The organism is Paractinoplanes toevensis (genome assembly GCF_018332695.1).
Lineage (GTDB): Bacteria > Actinomycetota > Actinomycetes > Mycobacteriales > Micromonosporaceae > Actinoplanes > Actinoplanes toevensis.
In genome coordinates, this window is the sequence record NZ_BOQN01000015.1 from 116,033 (window position 1) to 133,859 (window position 17,827).

Genomic DNA, 17,827 nt, shown 5'->3' on the forward strand with positions numbered 1-17,827 from the left:
CAGGGTAGACCTTTTTCAGTTCATCGTGCGGGCAATAATCACGTCGCGCTCGATGCCCTGGTCGACGCGGTGGGCGAGCGGCTCGTGCTCAACGATCTCCAGACCGTTGGCGACCAGGATGTCCTCGGCCAGTTCGCGCCGGGCGACCTTGACGTTCCAGGACAGCCCCAGCGCGGCGCCCGGCCGCAGCAGCGGCAACCAGGTCGGCACCGCGCGTTCGAGCAGGTCGAGCGGGCTGCGGGTGATGCCGCCGGCATCGTCGTAACTGCCGTGCGCCACCCCGTAGGGCAGGTCGGTCACCAGAATGTCGGCGACCCCGCCGCGCAGCAACCCGTCCAGCTGGGTGGTGTCGGCCTGCAACACGGTGATCTTCTGCACCGCGCCGGCCTTGTGGTCGTCCTTGCTGGCAGCCAGGGTCACTTCGAGCCGCCGGGCCGCCCGCCGCCCCTGGCGGCGCACCGGCACGAGGTCGGCGGTGTGCTTGAGACGCTTGCGCTTGAGCCAGGTCTGCAGGAAGAGCTTGTACGCCTCCACGTCCTTGCCGTCGAGCTCCACCCCGATGCCGTCGTAGCCGTACATCAGCGCCTGATTGAGGGTGGTGCCGCGCCCGCACAGCGGATCGAGGACGGTCAGGCCGCCGTCGAGCATCCGGTCGGCCGACTTCGAGGCGAGCAGCGTGAGGTTGAGAACAAGCTTCGTGAACTGCTCGTTGGTCTTCCCGGCGTACTTGGGAATGGTGATCAGGTCACTGTCGTACCGAGCCAGCGGCGTGATCTCCAGCGGCCGCAGCAGATCCTCATCCACCCGCTCGAACAGCGCATACGCTGCGGACAGATTGGACAAGTACGAAATATCCCGCAGGGAGAGCGAGCCGGTAAAGCCGAGATACTCCACCCCGCCGAACTTCTCCACGCCGATATCCGAAATGTCGGACGAGAGTACGGGCCGGAAGGCGGCGAGTTCGGCGAGCGACAACCGAGCGGCCTGATCGGCGTAGACGCGGTTGGCATAGGGCGCAAGGAGCAGGGCGTACCGGGACATGCGTGCCATCTTGGCAGGCGGCGCGACGGACGCAGCGAGCGCCACCACCGCACCGTGGGGGTTTGGGGGCTCGGCCCCCATAGCAGGCATATAGCCGAGAGCCCCCGGTCCGCGCTTTCCGCGGACAGAGGGCTCCCGGCTTAATCGGCTATGCGCGGGGCTTCTCGCGCATCTCGAAGGTCTCGATCACGTCGCCGACCTGCGGGGTGCCGAAGCCGCTCATCGTCAGACCACACTCGAAGCCCTCGCGGACCTCGGTGGCGTCGTCCTTGAAACGGCGCAGCGAGCTGATCGTGACGTTCTCCGCCACCACGACGCCGTCCCGCAGGATGCGGGCCTTGGCGTTGCGGCGGAGAAGACCGCTGCGGACCATACAGCCGGCGATGAGGCCGATCTTGGACGAGCGGAAGACCTCGCGGATCTCCGCGGTGCCCTGCTCGACCTCCTCGTACTCCGGCTTGAGCAGACCCTTGAGCGCGGCCTCGATCTCCTCGATGGCCTGGTAGATAACGCTGTAGTAGCGGATCTCCACGTTGGCCCGGTCGGCCATGTCCTTGACCTTGTTGGAGGCGCGGACATTGAAGCCGATGATCGTGGCGGTGGCATCCGAGGACGCCGACGCCAGGTTCACGTCGCTCTCGGTGATCGCACCGACGCCGCGGTGGATGACCTTGAGCTGGATCTCGTCCGGGATCTCGATCTTGAACAGCGCGTCCTCGAGGGCCTCGACCGAACCGGACGAGTCGCCCTTGATGACCAGGGTGAGCGAGGTCTTCTCGCCCTCCTTGAGCTGCTCCATGAGCGTCTCGAGGGTGGCCCGGGTCCGCGAGTTGGCGAAGCTCGCCGCACGGCGGCGTGCCTGCCGCTGCTCGGCGATCTGCCGCACGGTGCGGTCGTCCTCAGCCGCGAGGAACGTGTCACCCGCACCCGGCACCGAGGTCAGACCCAGGACCAGGACCGGACGAGCCGGCTCGGCCTCGGCCACGGTGTTGCCGTTCTCGTCGAGCATGGCGCGGACGCGGCCGTGCGCGCCACCCGCCACGATCGAGTCGCCGGCTCGCAGCGTGCCCTTCTGGACCAGCACGGTCGCCAGGGCACCACGGCCCTTGTCGAGGTGCGACTCGACGACCACACCCTGCGCCGGCCCGTCGGTCGGAGCGGTCAGCTCCAGCGACGCGTCGGCGGTCAGGAGGACCGCCTCGAGCAGCTCGTCGATGCCGGTGCCCGGCTTGGCGGCCACGTTGACGAACATCGTGTCGCCGCCGTACTCCTCAGCGAGCAGGCCGTAGTCGGTCAGCTGCTGACGCACCTTGTCCGGGTTGGCGTCCGGCTTGTCGACCTTGTTGACCGCGACCACGATCGGCACGTCGGCGGCCTTGGCGTGGTTCAACGCCTCGACCGTCTGCGGCATCACGCCGTCGTCCGCCGCGACCACCAGGATCACGATGTCGGTCACCTGGGCGCCACGAGCACGCATGGCGGTGAACGCCTCGTGACCCGGGGTGTCCAGGAAGGTGATCGCCCGCTCTTCGCCCTGGTGCGGGACGACGACCTGGTAGGCACCGATGTGCTGGGTGATGCCACCCGCCTCGCCGGCGACCACGTTGGTCTTGCGGATCGCGTCGAGCAGCTTCGTCTTACCGTGGTCGACGTGACCCATGACGGTCACCACCGGCGGCCGCGTGACCAGCCGGTCCTCGTCCACGGCAGCGTCGAGGTCGATGTTGAACTGCGCGAGCAGCGCGCGGTCCTCGTCCTCGGGGCTGACGATCTGCACGTTGAAGCCCAGGTGCTCGCCGAGCAGCAGCAACGTGTCGTCGGAACACGACTGCGTCGCCGTCACCATCTCGCCCAGGTTGAACATCTCCTGGACCAGCGAGCCGGGGTTCGCGTTGATCTTGTCGGCGAAGTCGGAGAGCGACGCGCCACGGGACAGCCTGATCTCCTGGCCGTTGCCGCGGGGCGCGCCCGAGCTCATGGCCGGGGCCGACAGGTTGTCGAACTCCTGACGCCGCTGCTTCTTCGACTTGCGGCCACGGGTCGGCCGGCCACCCGGACGCCCGAAGGCACCCGCGGCACCGCCGCCACGACCGCGACCGCCGCCACCGGGACGACCCGGAGCGCCGGCACCGACCGGGCCACCCGTACCGCCGCCGGGACCGCCGCGGTAGCCGCCGCCACCGCCGCCACCGCCGCCGGGACCGCCGCGGTAGCCACCGCCACCGCCGGCACCGCCGCCGCCACCGGGACGGAAACCGCCACCGGCACCGCCGCCGCCGCCACCGGGACGGAAACCGCCACCGCCGCCGCCGGGACCACCACGACCGCCACCGGGACCGCCACCGGGACGGCCTGCGCCGCCACCGCCGGGACCGCCACCGGGACGACCGGGACGCTGCGCGGGCATGGACGCGGGGCTGGGCCGCGGCGGCATGGACGCCGGGCTCGGCCGCGGCGGCATGCCGGGCTGGTTGGGACGGGGCATCGCGGACGGCGTGGGCCGAGCGGCCCCGCCACCGGAGACACCGAACGGGTTGTTACCGGGACCGCGCGCCGGCGGACGAGGGTTGCCACCCGCGGGACCGGGACGCGGGCCACCGCCCGGAGCGGACGGACCGCTCGTGCGGGGGCTGGCGGCCGGGGAACCCGGACGCGGCGGAACCGAGCCAGGGCCCGGACGCGGGCCGGAGCCGGTCGGCCGGATGTCGGGCTGCGGCTGCTGGGCCCGACGCTCGGCGTCCCGGGTGCGAGCGGCCTGCGCGGCCTTGACCGCGGCCTCCTGCTCGGCCTTGAGCGCCGAGGCGCGCGCCTCGGCGGCCGCCACCTCGATGTCGTGGGCACTCGCCGGCTTGGCGACCGGACCGGGCGTGGGGCCCGGGCGGACGGCCGGCGGCTTGGGGCGCACGAACGGACCCGGCGACGGAGCCGGGGAAGTCGGCGCGCTGCTGGGTGCGCTGGGCGCACTGGGTGCGTCCGCCGCGGGCGCGGCGGGGCGGCGCGGCGGCTGCGGCCGGGCGCCGGTGGATGGGGCCGGCCGCAGGGACGGGGACTCGGGGGCACCGGATGCGGACGGGGCGGACCCCGCCGGAGCGGACCCTGCCTCGAGGGCACCACGCAACCGCCGGGCCACCGGGGCCTCGACCGTGCTGGAAGCTGATTTGACGAACTCGCCCATCTCTTTGAGCTTGGCGAGAACGGTCTTGCTGTCGACCCCGAGCTCCTTTGCGAGCTCGTGTACGCGGGCCTTACCTGGCACTGCACTCCTCACTTCGAGGTCGTGCGAGCGCACCCGCAACGACCTCACTCGTGCACTAGAAGCCTGTTCATTTCAGGGACTTCATCGTGTGCTCATCTGGGTCGTCCTACCTTGCTGGGTCGTGATCGGGCCTGGCGGCCTGATCATCGGTCGTTCCGCGCGGCATGGAGACCGAACGGATGTGCTCGGCGAGCGGACCGGTGTCAGCAACACCGGTGAATCGCAGCGCCCGCCCGAAGGCACGGCGCCGCTCCGCCTGCGCGAAGCAAGCCGGATCGGGATGCAAGTGCGCTCCCCGGCCCGGCAGTCGGCGGTTCGGATCGGGTTGGAAGCGGAAATCATCCCAGCTGCCAGCCACGACGAACCTAACTAACTCAGAGGCCGGCGCGCGTTTACGGCAACCGACACAGGTGCGCGTCGGACCGGCCACGGCAAAGTCTACCCCTCGCCGGTGGCGTCCGCGTATCCGGTCAGCTTCCCGCCTCGGCCGCATCACGATCCGTCTGAGCCGGACGCTCGGCCGGCTCGTTGTCCGGGCGGATGTCGATCCGCCATCCGGTCAGCCGCGCAGCCAGCCGGGCGTTCTGCCCCTCCCGGCCGATCGCCAGCGACAACTGGAAGTCGGGCACGGTCACCCGGGCCGTCCGGGTGGCGGCGTCCACCACCTCCACACGCAGGGCTTTCGCCGGGGAGAGCGCGTTGCCGACGAACTGGGCCGGGTCCTCCGACCAGTCAATGATGTCGATCTTCTCGCCGTGCAACTCGCTCATCACCGCCCGCACCCGCTGGCCCATCGGGCCGATGCAGGCGCCCTTCGCATTCACGCCGGGCACGGTCGAATGCACCGCGATCTTGGTGCGGTGACCTGCCTCACGTGCGATCGCGGCGATCTCGACGGTGCCGTCGGCGATCTCCGGAACCTCTAGGGCGAACAGCTTCTTCACCAGGGCCGGGTGCGAGCGGGACAGGGTGACCTGCGGGCCGCGGAAGCCCTTGGCCACGTGCACGACGATCGCCCGGATGCGCGAGCCGTGGTCGTAGGACTCCCCCGGCACCTGCTCGGACTGCGGGAGCACCGCCTCGATCTTGCCGAGGTCGACGATCACGATGCCCTTCTCGGCCCGCGCGGCGTCGGCCTGCACGATGCCGGTGATCAGGTCACCGTCGCGTCCCGCGTACTCCCCGAAGTGCTGTTCGTCGGTCGCCTCCCGGAGGCGTTGCAGGATCACCTGCTTGGCGGTCATCGCCGCGATCCGGCCGAAGTCGTGCGGGGTGTCGTCCCACTCCCGCACCACCGTGCCGTCCGCGTCCGTCTCCTGAGCCAGCACCGACGCCACGCCGGACTTGCGGTCGATCTCCACCCGGGCGTGGCTCTGCGCGCCCTCGGTGTGCCGGTAGGCGGTCAACAGCGCGGTCTCGATAGCCGCGAGGATCGTGTCGAACGGGATCTCCCGCTCGCGCTCCAGGGCGCGCAGCGCCGCGAGGTCGATGTTCACTCCCCGCCCTCCCCATCCTCTTCGTCGTCGTCATCGTCTTCATCGCCGAAATCGGCCTCGTCGAGCCGCTTGAACTCGATCTGCACCCGCCCGGGGCCGAGCTCGGCGAAGGTCACCGCCCGGGACACGCCGTCGACGTCCAGAACGACGCCCGCGTCGTCCACGTCGACCACCCGGCCGGTCAGTCCGTTCACCGCGACCAGCCGGCCGCGGTTGCGCCGCCAGTGCCGCGGCAGGGTCAGTGGCCGATCCACGCCGGGCGAACCGACCTCGAGCTGGTATTCACCGGCGAGCACCTCGCCGCCGCTCTCCTCGGCCGCGTCGAGCGCCGCCGAGATCTCCCGCGAGACGACGGCCACGCCGTCCAGATTGATGCCCCCGTCGGTGTCCACCAGGACCCGGACCACGTGCCGCCGGCCGGCCCGGGACACGTTCACGTCCTCCAGGTCGTAGCCGGCTTTCTGGATCACCGGCTCGATCACCGCTTGCACCCGGGCCTTGGCGGCCCCGAGGTCGATGCGCGGGGCGGCGGGGGTCCGCTGCTCCGCTTCCTCCCGGGGCTTGTGGGCACCGGAACGGTTGCCAGGCCGGGCGCCGGCGCGACCACGCTGCGTCATCGGGCTCGACCTTTCACTAAGGGTCCAAGGAAAGCACTATATGCCGCCGGGCTGAAAGCCCCGCGGCTGACGCAGAGCGTAACGTGCGGGGCTCGAGGGGCGTCCCCCGGCGCACCGAAATCCCCGCCATCCCCTTACCGCGAGCCGCCGGTGGAATGGTGTTGACTGACGCGGTGCGGATGAGCGAAGTAGGACAAAGCCGACGGCGATTGCTCGGTGCCGGCCTGGCGCTCACCAGTCTCGGTGGATGCGGTCTCTTCAGCCACGACCCCGATCCGCCGACGCCGGTGGACGCGCTGCAGCCGGTGCTCGACGAGGCTCTCGCCCTGGCCATCGCCTACGACCGGGCGATACTGAGCCTGCCGGCCGTGGCCGACCGGCTCAGCCCGCTCGCCGCCGACCACCGGGCGCACGCCGCCGAGTTGGTCACCCTGATCGGCCGCACCTCACCCACCTCGGCCGCCGCCTCCGGCCCGGCGCTGACCACCCCGTCGGCCGGCGCCTCGGCCGACGAGGTGATCGCCGGTTTCCGGACGGCCGAGCAGAGCGCCCTGAAGACCGCGGTGGCGGCCTGCAAGGCGACCACCGCGGTGCGCGCCGGGTCGGTCGGCTCGATCGCCGCCTGCCGGGCCACCCACGTCGAGGCGCTGCGATGAGCGAGCAATTCGCGGCCGCGCTGGCCGCCGAGGAGGCGGCCATCTACGCGTACGGGCTGCTCGGCGTGAAGCTGACCGCCAGGGCCGAGGTGACCGCGGCCCGCGCCGCCGAACTGGAGCACCGGGAACGACGCGACTGGCTGATCAACAAGATCGCCGAACTCGGGTCCAGCTCCGGCCCCACACCGGCGGGCTACACGCTGCCCTTCCCGGTGATCGACCGGGACTCCGCACTGGACCTCGCCATCAAGATCGAGGACGGTGTCGCACAGGCCTGGCGGCCGGTGCTCGGGGTGACCGCGGACGACGACCGGACCACCGCGCTCGCCGCACTGACCGACGCCGCGGTACGCGCCGTCCGCTGGCGGCGGCTCAACGCGGTGACCCCACTGACGATGGCCTTCCCGGGCCGCGCGGGCTGACGCCGCTCTGTCGGTTTTCGTGCTCCGCGCCGGACGCCTTTCGCTGACACCCGGATACCGAAGAATGACGGGGTGTTCGAGGAGATCGACGTAACGTCACCGCGAGGGCGACTGGCGGTGCGGCTGAACGACGTCATCGAACGCCGATGGCCGGCCGAGGTGCAGGCGGTCGGCGTGCACGGATCGCTCGCGCACGGCGACGACCGCGAGGGCAGCGACGTCAACCTGCTGGTCGTGACCTACCGGGCGGGCACCGGTCCGAAACCGGCGCTGCGCCGGGTGGACGGCACCCTGGTCGACCTCGAGGTGATCACCGGGGACGAAGGGCTGCGCCGGGCGCGGGAGCTGACGTCGCGCTGGCCGCTGGACGCCGATCGCTACGTGACCACCCGCCCGCTGCACGATCCGCGTGGCTGGTTCGGCCGGCTGCGCGACACCCACCTGGCCCGGCTCGCCGAGGCGCGGCCGCCCGAGTTCACGACGCTGGCCCGGCACAACTGGGCGCTCGCGTCGGCGGCGCACACCCGCGCGGTCCGGCTCGCCGAGTGGTATGAGACGGATGCCGCGCTCGTGATGATCGCCGAGGCCCGCCTGCACGCCGCGCTGATCGTCGGCCTGCTCACCCGCACCTATTTCCGCAACGCGGCCGACGCGGTGAAGCGCACCGGCGTCGCGGGCGCCGACATCCAGGAGCTCGGCGCGGTGCTCAAGGAGCACGCCGAGGAGCTGGCCGCCCGCGGCCGCCCGGTCGACGGAGATCTGACCGCGCTGTTCGACTAGGCGATCAGGACCCCGATGCCGTAGGTGACGGCCGCGGCCAGGCCGCCCAGGACCAGCTGGCGCAGGCCGCTGAACCACCACGACTGGGCGGTGAACCGGGCCACCAGCGCGCCGGCACCGAACAGCCCGAGGCCGCCCACCGCCAGCGCGAGCCACAGACTGTCGCTGCCGAACAGGTAGGTGAGCAGCGGAATCAGGGCGCCGATCGAGAAGCAGACGAACGACGAACCGGCCGCCGTCCACGGGCTGGGCAGTTCGTCGGGAACGACGCCCAACTCCTCCTGCGCGTGCACCCGCAGCGCCTGCTCGGGATTGTCCCGCAGCACCGCCGCCACCTGCTCGGCCAGCTGCACCGGCAGGCCCCGGGCGGTCCACGCGGACACCAGCTCGGCCGCCTCGCCGTCCGGGTTGACCTCGAGTTCGTGGCGTTCCTTGGCCAGCTCGGCCTGCACCTGATCGTTCTGGCTGCGGACGCTCGTGTATTCACCGAGGCCCATCGAGATCGCCCCGGCCACCAGGCCGGCCACACCGGTCAGGATCAGCGTGCGGTGCCCGGCCCCGCCGCCACCCACGCCCGCGATCAGCGCGATGTTGGTGACCAGGCCGTCCATCGCGCCGAACGTCGCGGCCCGCAGCCAGCCGCCGGAGACGTCGGCGTGGTGATGCTCGGCCGGCAGGACCGTCACGGCAGGGTGAGGATCTCGTAGCCGTCCTCGGTCACCACCAGGGTGTGCTCGAACTGGGCGGTCCACTTGCGGTCCTTGGTGACGACGGTCCAGCCGTCGGCCCACATGTCGTACTCGTGGGTGCCCAGGGTGATCATCGGCTCGATGGTGAAGGTCATGCCCGGTTCCATCACCGTGTCGAGGCGCGGGTTGTCGTAGTGCGGGATATACAGGCCGGAGTGGAACGTCTCGCCGATGCCGTGGCCGGTGAAGTCGCGCACCACGCCATAGCCGAAGCGCCGGGCGTACGCCTCGATGACCCGGCCGATCGCGTTGATCGGGCGACCGGGGGCGACGGCGCGAATGCCGCGCATCATCGCCTCGTGGGTGCGCTCGACCAGCAGGCGCGCCTCCTCGCTCGGCTCGCCCACGCAGAACGTGGCGTCGGTGTCGCCGTGCACGCCGTTGAGATAGGCGGTGACGTCGACGTTGATGATGTCGCCGTCCTCGAGAACCGTCGAGTCGGGGATGCCGTGGCAGATCACCTCGTTGAGCGACGTGCAGCACGATTTCGGGAAGCCCTTGTAGCCCAGGGTCGACGGGTAGGCCCCGTGGTCACAGAGGAACTCGTGCACCACCCGGTCGATCTCGTCGGTGGTGACGCCGGGCTTGCAGTGCTCGCCCGCGAGTTGGGTCGCCTGCGCCGCGATCCGCCCGGCGATTCGCATCTTCTCGATGGTCTCGGGGGTCTGCACGTGGGAACCGCGCCACTCTTTCGGGCGCTTCTTGCCCACATACTCAGGACGGATGATCTGCGCCGGGACCGCCCGCCAGGGCGACTGCTTTCCCGGCACCAGTAGGGCGCGCACGGTCATAGCCCCAGCCTATCGCCGTGGCACCGGCGGGCCGAGGTGGCGGCGGCCGCACGATAACGGCTCGGCTGAACCTGTTCGGGCGGTTCTTGCTGCCCTCGGGAGCCTGTGAAATCGTATGTTCGTGGATCAAGAGGGGCCGGACCCCAACTTCTCGGCCGTCGTTGCGGTGGCCGACGGCCGGGCCACGGTGACCGTGGCCGGTGAGGTCGACATGTCGACCGCGGGCGCCATGCTCCGTGCCGCCCGCACGGAGGATGCCGCCGCCGCGACGCTCGACCTGCGGCAGGTCACGTTCTTCGACTCGGCGGCCATCCACGCGGTTCTCCAGCTCGCCGAGCAGTACGGCGACGGGCTCATCGTGCTGCCGTCGTCCCAGGTGCGGCGGGTGCTGGAGATCTCCGGCCTGGCCGGCCAGCCCTGGCTCAGCGAGTGAGCGGACGCCGCAGCGTCACCGCGGTGCCCTGATCGCCGCGCGCCACCGACAGCTCGGTGAGCGCACCGATCAAGGCGAGGCCGCGGCCGCGGAAGCCGCCCGACGAAGCCGGCCGCCAGCGCCCGGTGTCGCGCACCGTCACCAGCACCGCGTCCTCGTCGATCGCCGCCTCCACGGTGATCTGCGGTTCGGCCGGGTCGACCGGGTGCTCGATCGCGTTGGCGGCGGCCTCGGAGACCGCCACGGTCAGGTCGAGCACGTCGGCCTCGAGCACGCCGTGCCCGGTGAGAAAGTCCTCGAGGCGGCGGCGCAGGATGCTGAGCCGGGTCGGGTCGGCGGGCAGCCGCAGCACGAACTCGCGCGGTTCGGTGGCCTGCAGCGCGAGCAGCGCGATGTCGTCCCGCCGGGTGCGCCGGGCCGCCCTCGACAGCAGCGCGTCGAGCAGGTCCTCGACGTGGTCGGCCGGTTTCGCGGCATCCTCGATCAGCTGGTTCAGGCCGGTGTCGATGCCGACCCGGCGGTCCTCGACCAAGCCGTCGGTGTAGAGCAGCAGCCGGCTTCCGGGGTCGAGGGAAGCCTCCATGGTCGGGTACTCGGCGACGGCGAGCGCACCGATCGGCGGGCCCAGCGCGGTGCGGTAGAGAAACTCGGCCGGCTGTCCGGGACGGATCAGCACCGGCGGCGGGTGGCCGGCCGACGAGTAGTGCAGCTGCCCGATCACCGGGTCGAACCGCACGCACACCACGGTGGCGAACTGGCGCCGGCCCAGGTTGTCGACCAGCCGGTTGAGCCGGGTGAGCGCCTCACCGCAGTCGAAACCCTCGAGGATGTACGCCCGGAGCGCGTTGCGCAGCTGCCCCATCCCGGCCGCTGCCTGCACACCCTTGCCGACCACGTCACCGATCACCAGGAACAGCCGGTCGTCGGGGGCGGCTATCACGTCGTACCAGTCGCCGCCGACCTCGGCCTCGCTGCTGCCGGGCAGATAGCGGCTGGCCACCACGGTGCCGGGCACCCGGGGCAGCGACGGCGGCAGCAGGCTGTGCTGCAGGGTGCTGGCGATGCGGTGCTCGGCCTCGTAGAGGCGGGCGTTCGCGAGCCGCAGCCCGATCAGCCGGGCCAACTGGGTGAGCAACTCCGGGTCGGGCGGACCGTCCGGACCGGACCAGACCCGCAGCTCGCCGAGCGGGGCGCCGGAGATGTCCGGCAGCGACATGACCTCGAGCCGGGCCCGCGGGTCGGCACCGCCGTCCACCTCGGCCCGGGCACCGGTGGCGGTCACCACCACCCGCCCGGCGCCGGTCATGGTCAGCACGTGGTGGGCGGCCACGTCGAGCACCTCGTCGATGGTCCGCACGGTGCTGACCGCGGTGAACGCGTCGACCAGGCCGCGCAGCCGGCTGATCACCTGCCGGCGGGCCCGGCCGAGGTCGAGGTTGGCCCGCACCCGGGCGGTGAGGTCCCGCGCCGTGAACGGCTTCACCAGGTAGTCGTCGGCGCCGGCGGCCAGGCCCGCGCCGGACGCCTCCTCGCCGGCCCGGGCGGACAGCACCACGATCGGTACGTCCCGGGTGCGGTCACCGGCGCGTAGTGCGGCGATCAGGCCGAAGCCGTCCAGGCCGGGCATCATGACGTCGGTCAGCACCAGGTCGTACGCCTCGCGCTCGACCAGCTCCAGCGCGGCCAGGCCGTCCATCGCGGTGGACACGTCCCAGTGCGGGCGTAGCAGCCGGGCCACGTGGTCGCGCAGGTCGGCGTTGTCGTCGACGAGAAGGATGCGGCCACGCGTGCCGACGGGTTCCTCGGCCGGTTCCGAGTCGAGCAGCCAGGAGGACGTCTCCTCGAGGAACAGCCGGGGCGTGACGTCGGTGACGATCGGGGCGCCCTCCTCGCCGATCCGGTCGGCCGGCAGGTGAGTGGCCCCGAAGGGAATGCGCACGGTGAAGACGCTGCCGCGCCCCACCTCACTCTCCGTTTCCACCGAGCCGCCGTGCAGCTCGGCCAGTTCGCGCACCAGAGCCAGCCCGATGCCGGTGCCCTCGTGCGAGCGGGACCAGGCGCCGGCCACCCGGTGGAAGCGGTCGAACAGCAGCGGCCGCTCGGCCGCGGACACCCCGACGCCGGTGTCCCGCACGGCCAGGACGGCCATGCCGGCCTCGGCGTAGACACGCAGGTCGATCCGGCCGGCGGGGGTGAACTTGATCGCGTTGGACAGCAGGTTCAGAACGATCTTCTCCCACATCTCCCGGTCGACGTGGACCGGGAGAGGCAGCGGTTCGGCGGCCACCACCAGCTCGAGTCCGGCGCGCTCGGCAGCCGACCGGAACGTGCTCGCCAGTCGCGCCGTGTAGTCGGCCAGATCCGTCGGACGGTAAACGGCCCGCATCCGCCCCGACTCCAGGCGGGAGAAGTCGAGGACCGTGTTGACCAGCTTCAGCAGGCGCAGGCCGTTGCGCTGCATCGGCAGCAGCCGCTCCCGCTCGGCGGCCGGCACGTCCGGATCGTCGAGCAGGTCCTCCAGCGGACCGAGGATCAGGGTCAGCGGAGTGCGGAACTCATGGCTCACATTGGCGAAGAAATTGGTCTTGGCCTGGTCGAGCGCGGCCAGCTCGGCGGCCCGCGCCCGCTCCTGCGCGTAGGCGCGCACGTTCGCCACCGCGCGCGAGATCTGGGCGGCCGCCAACTCCAGGAAGTCGCGATAACCGCGGTCGAGCGCGAGGTAACGGCTCACCCCCACGATCAGCGCGCCGGCCGCCGCCGCACCGATCCCGACCGGCAGGACCAGCGCCTCGTCCGCCGCGGTCGGCGGCGGGTCGGTGATCTCACCCAGCACCACCGTGCCGCTGGCCGATGTCGCCGGCACCTCGTCCGGGTCCAGCATCAACCGGGCGAACGGCACGTCGGCCGCATTTTCCCGGAACACCTCGGCCACCTCGGCGATCAGCGCGGCCTCGTCCGGCGAATCGGCCAGTCGCAGGCCGAGAGCGCTGAGCGTGCGGGTGCGGCGCTCGCCGAACAACCGGAACGTGGTGTCCGTGACGATGCAGAAGATGCCGGTGACCTCGCCGTCCGCCCCGCGGATCGGGTCGTAGGAGATGTCGAAGTAGGTCTCTTCGAGAAACCCGTGCCGCTCCAGCAGGAACGGGTGGTCCGGGCTGAGGTAGGAGGTGTCGTTCTCGCGGACCCCGTCGAACAGCTCGTGCAGCAGCGTCCAGGTCTCGTTCCACATCGTGCGGCCGGGAACGCCGAGGTTGCCCGGATGCTTGTCGCCCAGTGCGGGGATGTAGGCGTCGTTGTAGAGCGCGCAGTACTCCGGACCGAAGAAGATGGCGATCTGGGCACGCGAGGCGAGCATCGTGGCGACCGCATCGACCAGTTCCTCGGGCCAGCCCACCGGTGGTCCGAGCGGACTGGCCGACCAGTCCAGCTCCAGCATCCGCCGGCCCATCTCGCCGCCACGCTCGAACGCGGTGCGCAACCGGCGCGGCAATTCACCGGCGGGGGCGCTCGGAGTTTCCGCGCCCATCGATCCTCCCGCAAAATCAAACCGGCCACGGCGGACCGGCACGGTCTGCACCGTAACACCGGCTCGCCCGACGAAAAGAAACCCTTTCGAGTACGCGCCGGGCCGTCCCCGACCGCAACGATGGCCGCACCGCCGAGGCGGTCGGCAAGCGGTCCGTCACGGCCGTCGCGGGCCGCCGGGCGAAGGCGTTGCCTAACCCGCGAACGCGTGCCGGCGCAGACCCGAGCGCTCGGTCGCGGCCTCCACCAGGGCGCCGAAGACCCGCAGGTCGGACGTGCGTTCGGGGTGCCACTGCACGCCGAAGGCGAACGCGTGCTGCGAGCTCTCGATGATCTCCACGACTCGGTCGTCCGGGCACCAGCCGACCGCGGTGAACTTGCCCGGGTCGTCGACCGCCTGGTGGTGGAACGAGTTCACCACCAGGTGCGAGCCGAGCAGTTCGTGGGCCCGGGACTCCGCCGCAACCACCACGTCGTGCCGGCCGTAGGCGGAGGCGTCGGCGGCCAGCGGGTCGGTGCCCGCGGCGGCCCGGTGCCGCTCGTGCCCGATCAGGTCGGGCAGGTGCTGGTGCAGGGTGCCGCCGCCGGCCACGGCCATCACCTGCATGCCCCGGCACACGCCGAGCACCGGCAGGTCGAGGTCGAGCGCGGCGCGCATCAGCATCATCTCGGACTCGTCGCGGACGGCGTCGACGTCGGTCTCCGGGTGCCGCTCGGCGCCCCAATACGCCGGGTCGACGTCACCACCGCCGGAGAAGACGATCCCGTCCAACGACTCCAGCACATCGATGTCCGGCTCGTCCGGGGTGATCAGCACGGCCCGGCCGCCGGTCGCGTGCACGGCCCGCACGTACGTCATCGGGAGCATTCCCGCCATCACTTCGTTGTTGCCGTACTGCACCTGCTGGGCGTACGCGGTCATGCCGATAAGGGGCCTGCGCATGCGGTGGGTTCCTCCTCTTCCCGGTTCTTCGGCAGCGGTGTGCCGGCGCTCAGCCGGCTGCTTCGACCAACGCGCCGAACAGGCGGTGGTCGCGGATCACCTCCGGATGCCACTGGACGCCGAGCACGAACCGGCGGTCCTGGTCCTCGATGGCCTCGGCCAGGCCGTCCTCGGTGCGACCGGTGACGGTCAGCGTGCCGGCATCGGCGACACCCTGGTGGTGGTAGCAGTGGATGGCGACGTCGTCGCCCATCAGCTTGGCGATCATGCTGCCGCCCTCGAAGCGGGCCTCGTGCTCGCCGTAGACACCCGGGGCCGGCCGGTGCCGCTCGTGACCGAGCGCATCGGGCAGGTGCTGGTGCAGGGTGCCACCGGCGGCGACGGCCAGCACCTGCATGCCCCGGCAGACGCCGAGGATCGGCAGATCGATCGCCAGCGCGTGCCGGACCAGCAAGAACTCGCCGGCATCGCGCTCCGGGCGGGACTCGGTGAGAGGCTCCGGCTCGGCGCCGTAACGGCCCGGTTCGACATCGGGGCCGCCGGCCAGCAGCAGTCCGTCGAGGACGCGCAGCACATCGGGGTCGCGATCGTCGGGCGGGATGATCACCGCGCGTCCGCCGGCCTGCTCGACGGCGGCCACGTAGTCGTTCGGGATCAGCGCCGTGGGCAGGTCATGCCAGACACCCCAGGTGGCAGGCACCACGTACGAGGTGATGCCGATGATCGGGCGCATCGCTCCACCGTAGTCAGATCGTGTTTCGTTCGGGCTCGTTCGACCGGGCGATCTCAGCCGGAGATTTGGTGCGCGGCGTCACCTCGAGAGGGAGGTGACGCCGCGCCCGGGCCCATCTGTCCCACCGACACAGGGATCTGTGGCCTGCACCAGCGGGGATTCGACCCCTGCGCCCGATCTCTGTCGGACGTATCACAGATCGTTCCCCGGGGGCAGGCGTGTTAAAACATCACAGCGGAGTTACATATGCGCCGGTGATGCCGCCGTCGACGACGAACTGCGACGCCGTCATGAAGGAGGCGTCGTCGCTGGCGAGGAACGCAACGGCCGCCGCGATCTCGGCGGGCTCGGCGAACCGGCCCATCGGGACGTGCACGAGCCGGCGGGCGGCCCGCTCCGGATCCTTCGCGAAAAGATCCATCAGCAGTGGGGTCGCCACCGGCCCGGGGCAGAGCGCGTTGATCCGGATGCCCTCGCGGGCGAACTGCACGCCGAGCTCCCGGGTCATCGCGAGCACCCCGCCCTTGCTCGCCGTGTAGGCGATCTGCGAGGTGGCCGCGCCGAGCAGGGCCACGAACGAGGCCGTGTTGATGATCGAGCCCTTGCCCTGCCGCTGCATGTGCGGGATCGCGTACTTGCAGCAGAAGAAGACGCTGGTCGTGTTGACCCGGATGACCCGCTCCCACGCGTCGATCCCGGTGACCAGGATCGAGTCGTCGTCGGGCGGTGAGATGCCGGCGTTGTTGAAGGCGATGTCGACCCGCCCGTGCCGCTCGGCGACCCCGTCGAACAGCGCCTTGACCTGCTCCTCGTCGCTGACATCGCAGGCCACGAACTCGCCGCCGGTCTCCTCCGCGGCCGCCTTGCCGGCGTCGGGGGAAATGTCCACCGCGACGACCTTCGCACCCTCCGCGGCGAACCGCCGAGCGGTGGCCAGCCCGATTCCGCTGCCGGCACCGGTGATGACGGCGACGCGATCCTGCAGACGCTCCACTTAATCTCCCATCGAGATGAACACGTTCTTCACGTCGGTGAAGCCGAGCAGCGCGTCCGGGCCGAGCTCGCGGCCGAGACCGGACTGCTTCATGCCACCGAACGGCGTCCAGTACCGCACCGACGAGTGGCTGTTGACGCTGAGCGCGCCGGTCTCCACGGCCCGCGACACCCGCAGCGCCCGGCCGAGGTCACGGGTCCAGAGCGAGCCGGACAGGCCGTACTCGGTGTCGTTGGCGAGGCGGATCGCGTCTTCCTCGTCGGAGAACGGCAGCACCGACAGCACCGGCCCGAAGACCTCCTCGCGCCAGTGCCGGTCGTCGGTCGAGCGGGCCAGCAGCACGGTCGGCGGGAACCACCAGCCGTCGCCGTCCGGAGCCGACCCCCGGAACGCCACGTCGGCGCCGTCCACATAGGAGGCGACCGTCTCCCGATGACCGGCCGAGATCAGCGGGCCCATCTCGGCGGCCGCGTCCGACGGATCGAGCACCCGGAAGGACGAAACCGCCGGCTCGAGCAGGGCCAGGAACTTGTCGTAGACCGACTCCTGCACAAGCAGCCGGGACCGGGCGCAACAGTCCTGACCGGCGTTGTCGAAGACCGAACCGGGCGCCCCGGCCGCGGCTTTCTCCAGGTCGGCGTCGGCGAAGACGATGTTGGCGCTCTTGCCGCCCAGCTCGAGGGTCACCCGTTTCACCTGGTCGGCGCAGCCCGCCATGATCGACTTGCCGACGTCGGTGGAGCCGGTGAAGCAGACCTTGCGGACCGCCGGATGGGTGACGAACCGCTGCCCGACGATCGAGCCCTTGCCCGGCACGATCTGGAAGACACCTTCCGGAATTCCCGCTTCGAGGGCCAGCTCGCCGAGGCGGATCGCGGTGAGCGGGGTCAGCTCGGCCGGCTTGAGCACGACCGTGTTGCCGGCCGCCAGCGCCGGGACGAACCCCCAGCCGGCGATCGGCATCGGGAAGTTCCACGGCACGATGATGCCGACCACGCCGAGCGGCTCGTGGAACGTGACGTCGAGGCCGCCGGCCACCGGGATCTGCTTGCCGATCAGCCGTTCCGGCGCACCGGCGTAGTAGTTCAGGACGTCCCGGACGTTGCCGGCCTCCCAGCGGGCGTTGCCGATCGTGTGGCCCGCGTTGCGGACCTCGAGATCGGCGAGCTCGTCGATGTGCTCGTCGACCACCGCCGCGAAGCGCCGCAGCAGTCGCGCCCGGTCACCCGGCGCGACCGCGCGCCAGTCCGGAAAGGCCCGCGCGGCCCGCTCGATCGCGGCGTCGGTCTCCGCCACCCCCAGCGAGGGGACGCTGGTCAATACCTGCCCGGTGGACGGGTTGATCACGTCAGTTGTCACGCATACCTCCCTGGCGCGATCCTTACACAACA

16 protein-coding genes are annotated in these 17,827 nt (G+C 71.2%); 4 read left to right on the forward strand and 12 right to left on the reverse strand.

Translation table 11 applies throughout. The features are described 5' to 3' along the window. Positions 1–15 precede the first annotated feature (15 nt). From Ato02nite_RS06350 to rimP, 5 genes are all read right to left on the reverse strand, one after another. Positions 16–1,041, reverse strand: a complete 1,026-nt coding sequence (locus Ato02nite_RS06350) for a TRM11 family SAM-dependent methyltransferase (RefSeq protein WP_213005504.1) — start codon at positions 1,039–1,041, stop codon at positions 16–18. A 148-nt stretch (positions 1,042–1,189) separates the two neighbouring features. Further along, the gene (gene infB, locus Ato02nite_RS06355; protein ID WP_213005430.1) at positions 1,190–4,297 is read right to left on the reverse strand and encodes a translation initiation factor IF-2; all 3,108 of its coding nucleotides are present in this window, start codon (positions 4,295–4,297) and stop codon (positions 1,190–1,192) included. Positions 4,298–4,403: 106 nt separating this feature from the next. Then, on the reverse strand, positions 4,404–4,790 hold the full coding sequence (locus tag Ato02nite_RS06360) for a YlxR family protein (RefSeq protein ID WP_213005431.1): 387 nt from the start codon (positions 4,788–4,790) through the stop codon (positions 4,404–4,406). Further along, entirely contained in the window at positions 4,768–5,793 is a 1,026-nt protein-coding gene (gene nusA / locus Ato02nite_RS06365; RefSeq protein WP_213005432.1) for a transcription termination factor NusA, read from the reverse strand. Before nusA ends, Ato02nite_RS06360 begins: the two co-directional genes overlap by 23 nt. After that, entirely contained in the window at positions 5,790–6,410 is a 621-nt protein-coding gene (gene rimP / locus Ato02nite_RS06370; RefSeq protein ID WP_213005433.1) for a ribosome maturation factor RimP, read from the reverse strand. Before rimP ends, nusA begins: the two co-directional genes overlap by 4 nt. A 155-nt stretch (positions 6,411–6,565) precedes the next feature. Here rimP and Ato02nite_RS06375 point away from each other — a divergent pair, with 155 nt between their 5' ends. The 3 genes from Ato02nite_RS06375 (at position 6,566) to Ato02nite_RS06385 (ending at position 8,268) form a co-directional block, all read left to right on the forward strand. After that, positions 6,566–7,066, forward strand: a complete 501-nt coding sequence (locus Ato02nite_RS06375) for a hypothetical protein (protein ID WP_213005434.1) — start codon at positions 6,566–6,568, stop codon at positions 7,064–7,066. Further along, positions 7,063–7,488, forward strand: a complete 426-nt coding sequence (locus Ato02nite_RS06380; protein WP_213005435.1) for a ferritin-like domain-containing protein — start codon at positions 7,063–7,065, stop codon at positions 7,486–7,488. Before Ato02nite_RS06375 ends, Ato02nite_RS06380 begins: the two co-directional genes overlap by 4 nt. Before the next feature lie 72 nt (positions 7,489–7,560). Next, a complete protein-coding gene (locus Ato02nite_RS06385) occupies positions 7,561–8,268 on the forward strand; it encodes a nucleotidyltransferase domain-containing protein (RefSeq protein WP_213005436.1) in 708 nt (235 codons plus the stop codon). On the opposite strand, the gene Ato02nite_RS06390 is transcribed toward Ato02nite_RS06385, so the two are convergent. Further along, positions 8,265–8,954, reverse strand: coding sequence for a VIT1/CCC1 transporter family protein (locus Ato02nite_RS06390; protein WP_281419697.1), 690 nt, complete (start codon positions 8,952–8,954; stop codon positions 8,265–8,267). The two genes, Ato02nite_RS06385 and Ato02nite_RS06390, sit on opposite strands and share 4 nt — an antisense overlap. Next, complete coding sequence (gene map, locus Ato02nite_RS06395; RefSeq protein WP_213005437.1) at positions 8,951–9,808, reverse strand: type I methionyl aminopeptidase; 858 nt, start codon at positions 9,806–9,808, stop codon at positions 8,951–8,953. The genes Ato02nite_RS06390 and map overlap by 4 nt, the downstream gene beginning before the upstream one ends. A gap of 115 nt (positions 9,809–9,923) precedes the next feature. Between map and Ato02nite_RS06400 the strand changes: the two genes are divergently transcribed. Further along, complete coding sequence (locus Ato02nite_RS06400; RefSeq protein ID WP_213005438.1) at positions 9,924–10,241, forward strand: STAS domain-containing protein; 318 nt, start codon at positions 9,924–9,926, stop codon at positions 10,239–10,241. On the opposite strand, the gene Ato02nite_RS06405 is transcribed toward Ato02nite_RS06400, so the two are convergent. From Ato02nite_RS06405 to Ato02nite_RS06425, 5 genes are all read right to left on the reverse strand, one after another. Further along, positions 10,231–13,767, reverse strand: coding sequence for a SpoIIE family protein phosphatase (locus Ato02nite_RS06405; protein ID WP_246606193.1), 3,537 nt, complete (start codon positions 13,765–13,767; stop codon positions 10,231–10,233). The two genes, Ato02nite_RS06400 and Ato02nite_RS06405, sit on opposite strands and share 11 nt — an antisense overlap. Before the next feature lie 192 nt (positions 13,768–13,959). After that, complete coding sequence (locus Ato02nite_RS06410) at positions 13,960–14,709, reverse strand: gamma-glutamyl-gamma-aminobutyrate hydrolase family protein (protein ID WP_213005439.1); 750 nt, start codon at positions 14,707–14,709, stop codon at positions 13,960–13,962. A gap of 49 nt (positions 14,710–14,758) precedes the next feature. After that, positions 14,759–15,442 carry a gamma-glutamyl-gamma-aminobutyrate hydrolase family protein gene (locus Ato02nite_RS06415; protein ID WP_213005440.1) on the reverse strand — a complete coding sequence of 228 codons (684 nt, stop codon included), beginning with the start codon at positions 15,440–15,442 and terminating at the stop codon, positions 14,759–14,761. A 229-nt stretch (positions 15,443–15,671) separates the two neighbouring features. Then, a complete protein-coding gene (locus Ato02nite_RS06420; protein WP_213005441.1) occupies positions 15,672–16,436 on the reverse strand; it encodes a 3-oxoacyl-ACP reductase in 765 nt (254 codons plus the stop codon). Next, positions 16,437–17,795 (reverse strand): aldehyde dehydrogenase family protein, encoded by a 1,359-nt coding sequence (locus tag Ato02nite_RS06425; RefSeq protein ID WP_213005442.1) that lies wholly within the window; start codon positions 17,793–17,795, stop codon positions 16,437–16,439. Positions 17,796–17,827 lie beyond the last annotated feature (32 nt).

Coding starts and splice junctions, on each gene's coding strand:
- Ato02nite_RS06350 (WP_213005504.1), bottom strand. CDS start 1,041: ATGTCCCGGTACGCCCTGCTCCTTGCGCCCTATGCCAACCGCGTCTAC.
- Ato02nite_RS06415 (WP_213005440.1), bottom strand. CDS start 15,442: ATGCGCCCGATCATCGGCATCACCTCGTACGTGGTGCCTGCCACCTGG.
- Ato02nite_RS06360 (WP_213005431.1), bottom strand. CDS start 4,790: ATGCGGCCGAGGCGGGAAGCTGACCGGATACGCGGACGCCACCGGCGA.
- Ato02nite_RS06375 (WP_213005434.1), top strand. CDS start 6,566: ATGGTGTTGACTGACGCGGTGCGGATGAGCGAAGTAGGACAAAGCCGA.
- map (WP_213005437.1), bottom strand. CDS start 9,808: ATGACCGTGCGCGCCCTACTGGTGCCGGGAAAGCAGTCGCCCTGGCGG.
- rimP (WP_213005433.1), bottom strand. CDS start 6,410: ATGACGCAGCGTGGTCGCGCCGGCGCCCGGCCTGGCAACCGTTCCGGT.
- Ato02nite_RS06410 (WP_213005439.1), bottom strand. CDS start 14,709: ATGCGCAGGCCCCTTATCGGCATGACCGCGTACGCCCAGCAGGTGCAG.
- Ato02nite_RS06405 (WP_246606193.1), bottom strand. CDS start 13,767: ATGGGCGCGGAAACTCCGAGCGCCCCCGCCGGTGAATTGCCGCGCCGG.
- Ato02nite_RS06380 (WP_213005435.1), top strand. CDS start 7,063: ATGAGCGAGCAATTCGCGGCCGCGCTGGCCGCCGAGGAGGCGGCCATC.
- Ato02nite_RS06400 (WP_213005438.1), top strand. CDS start 9,924: ATGTTCGTGGATCAAGAGGGGCCGGACCCCAACTTCTCGGCCGTCGTT.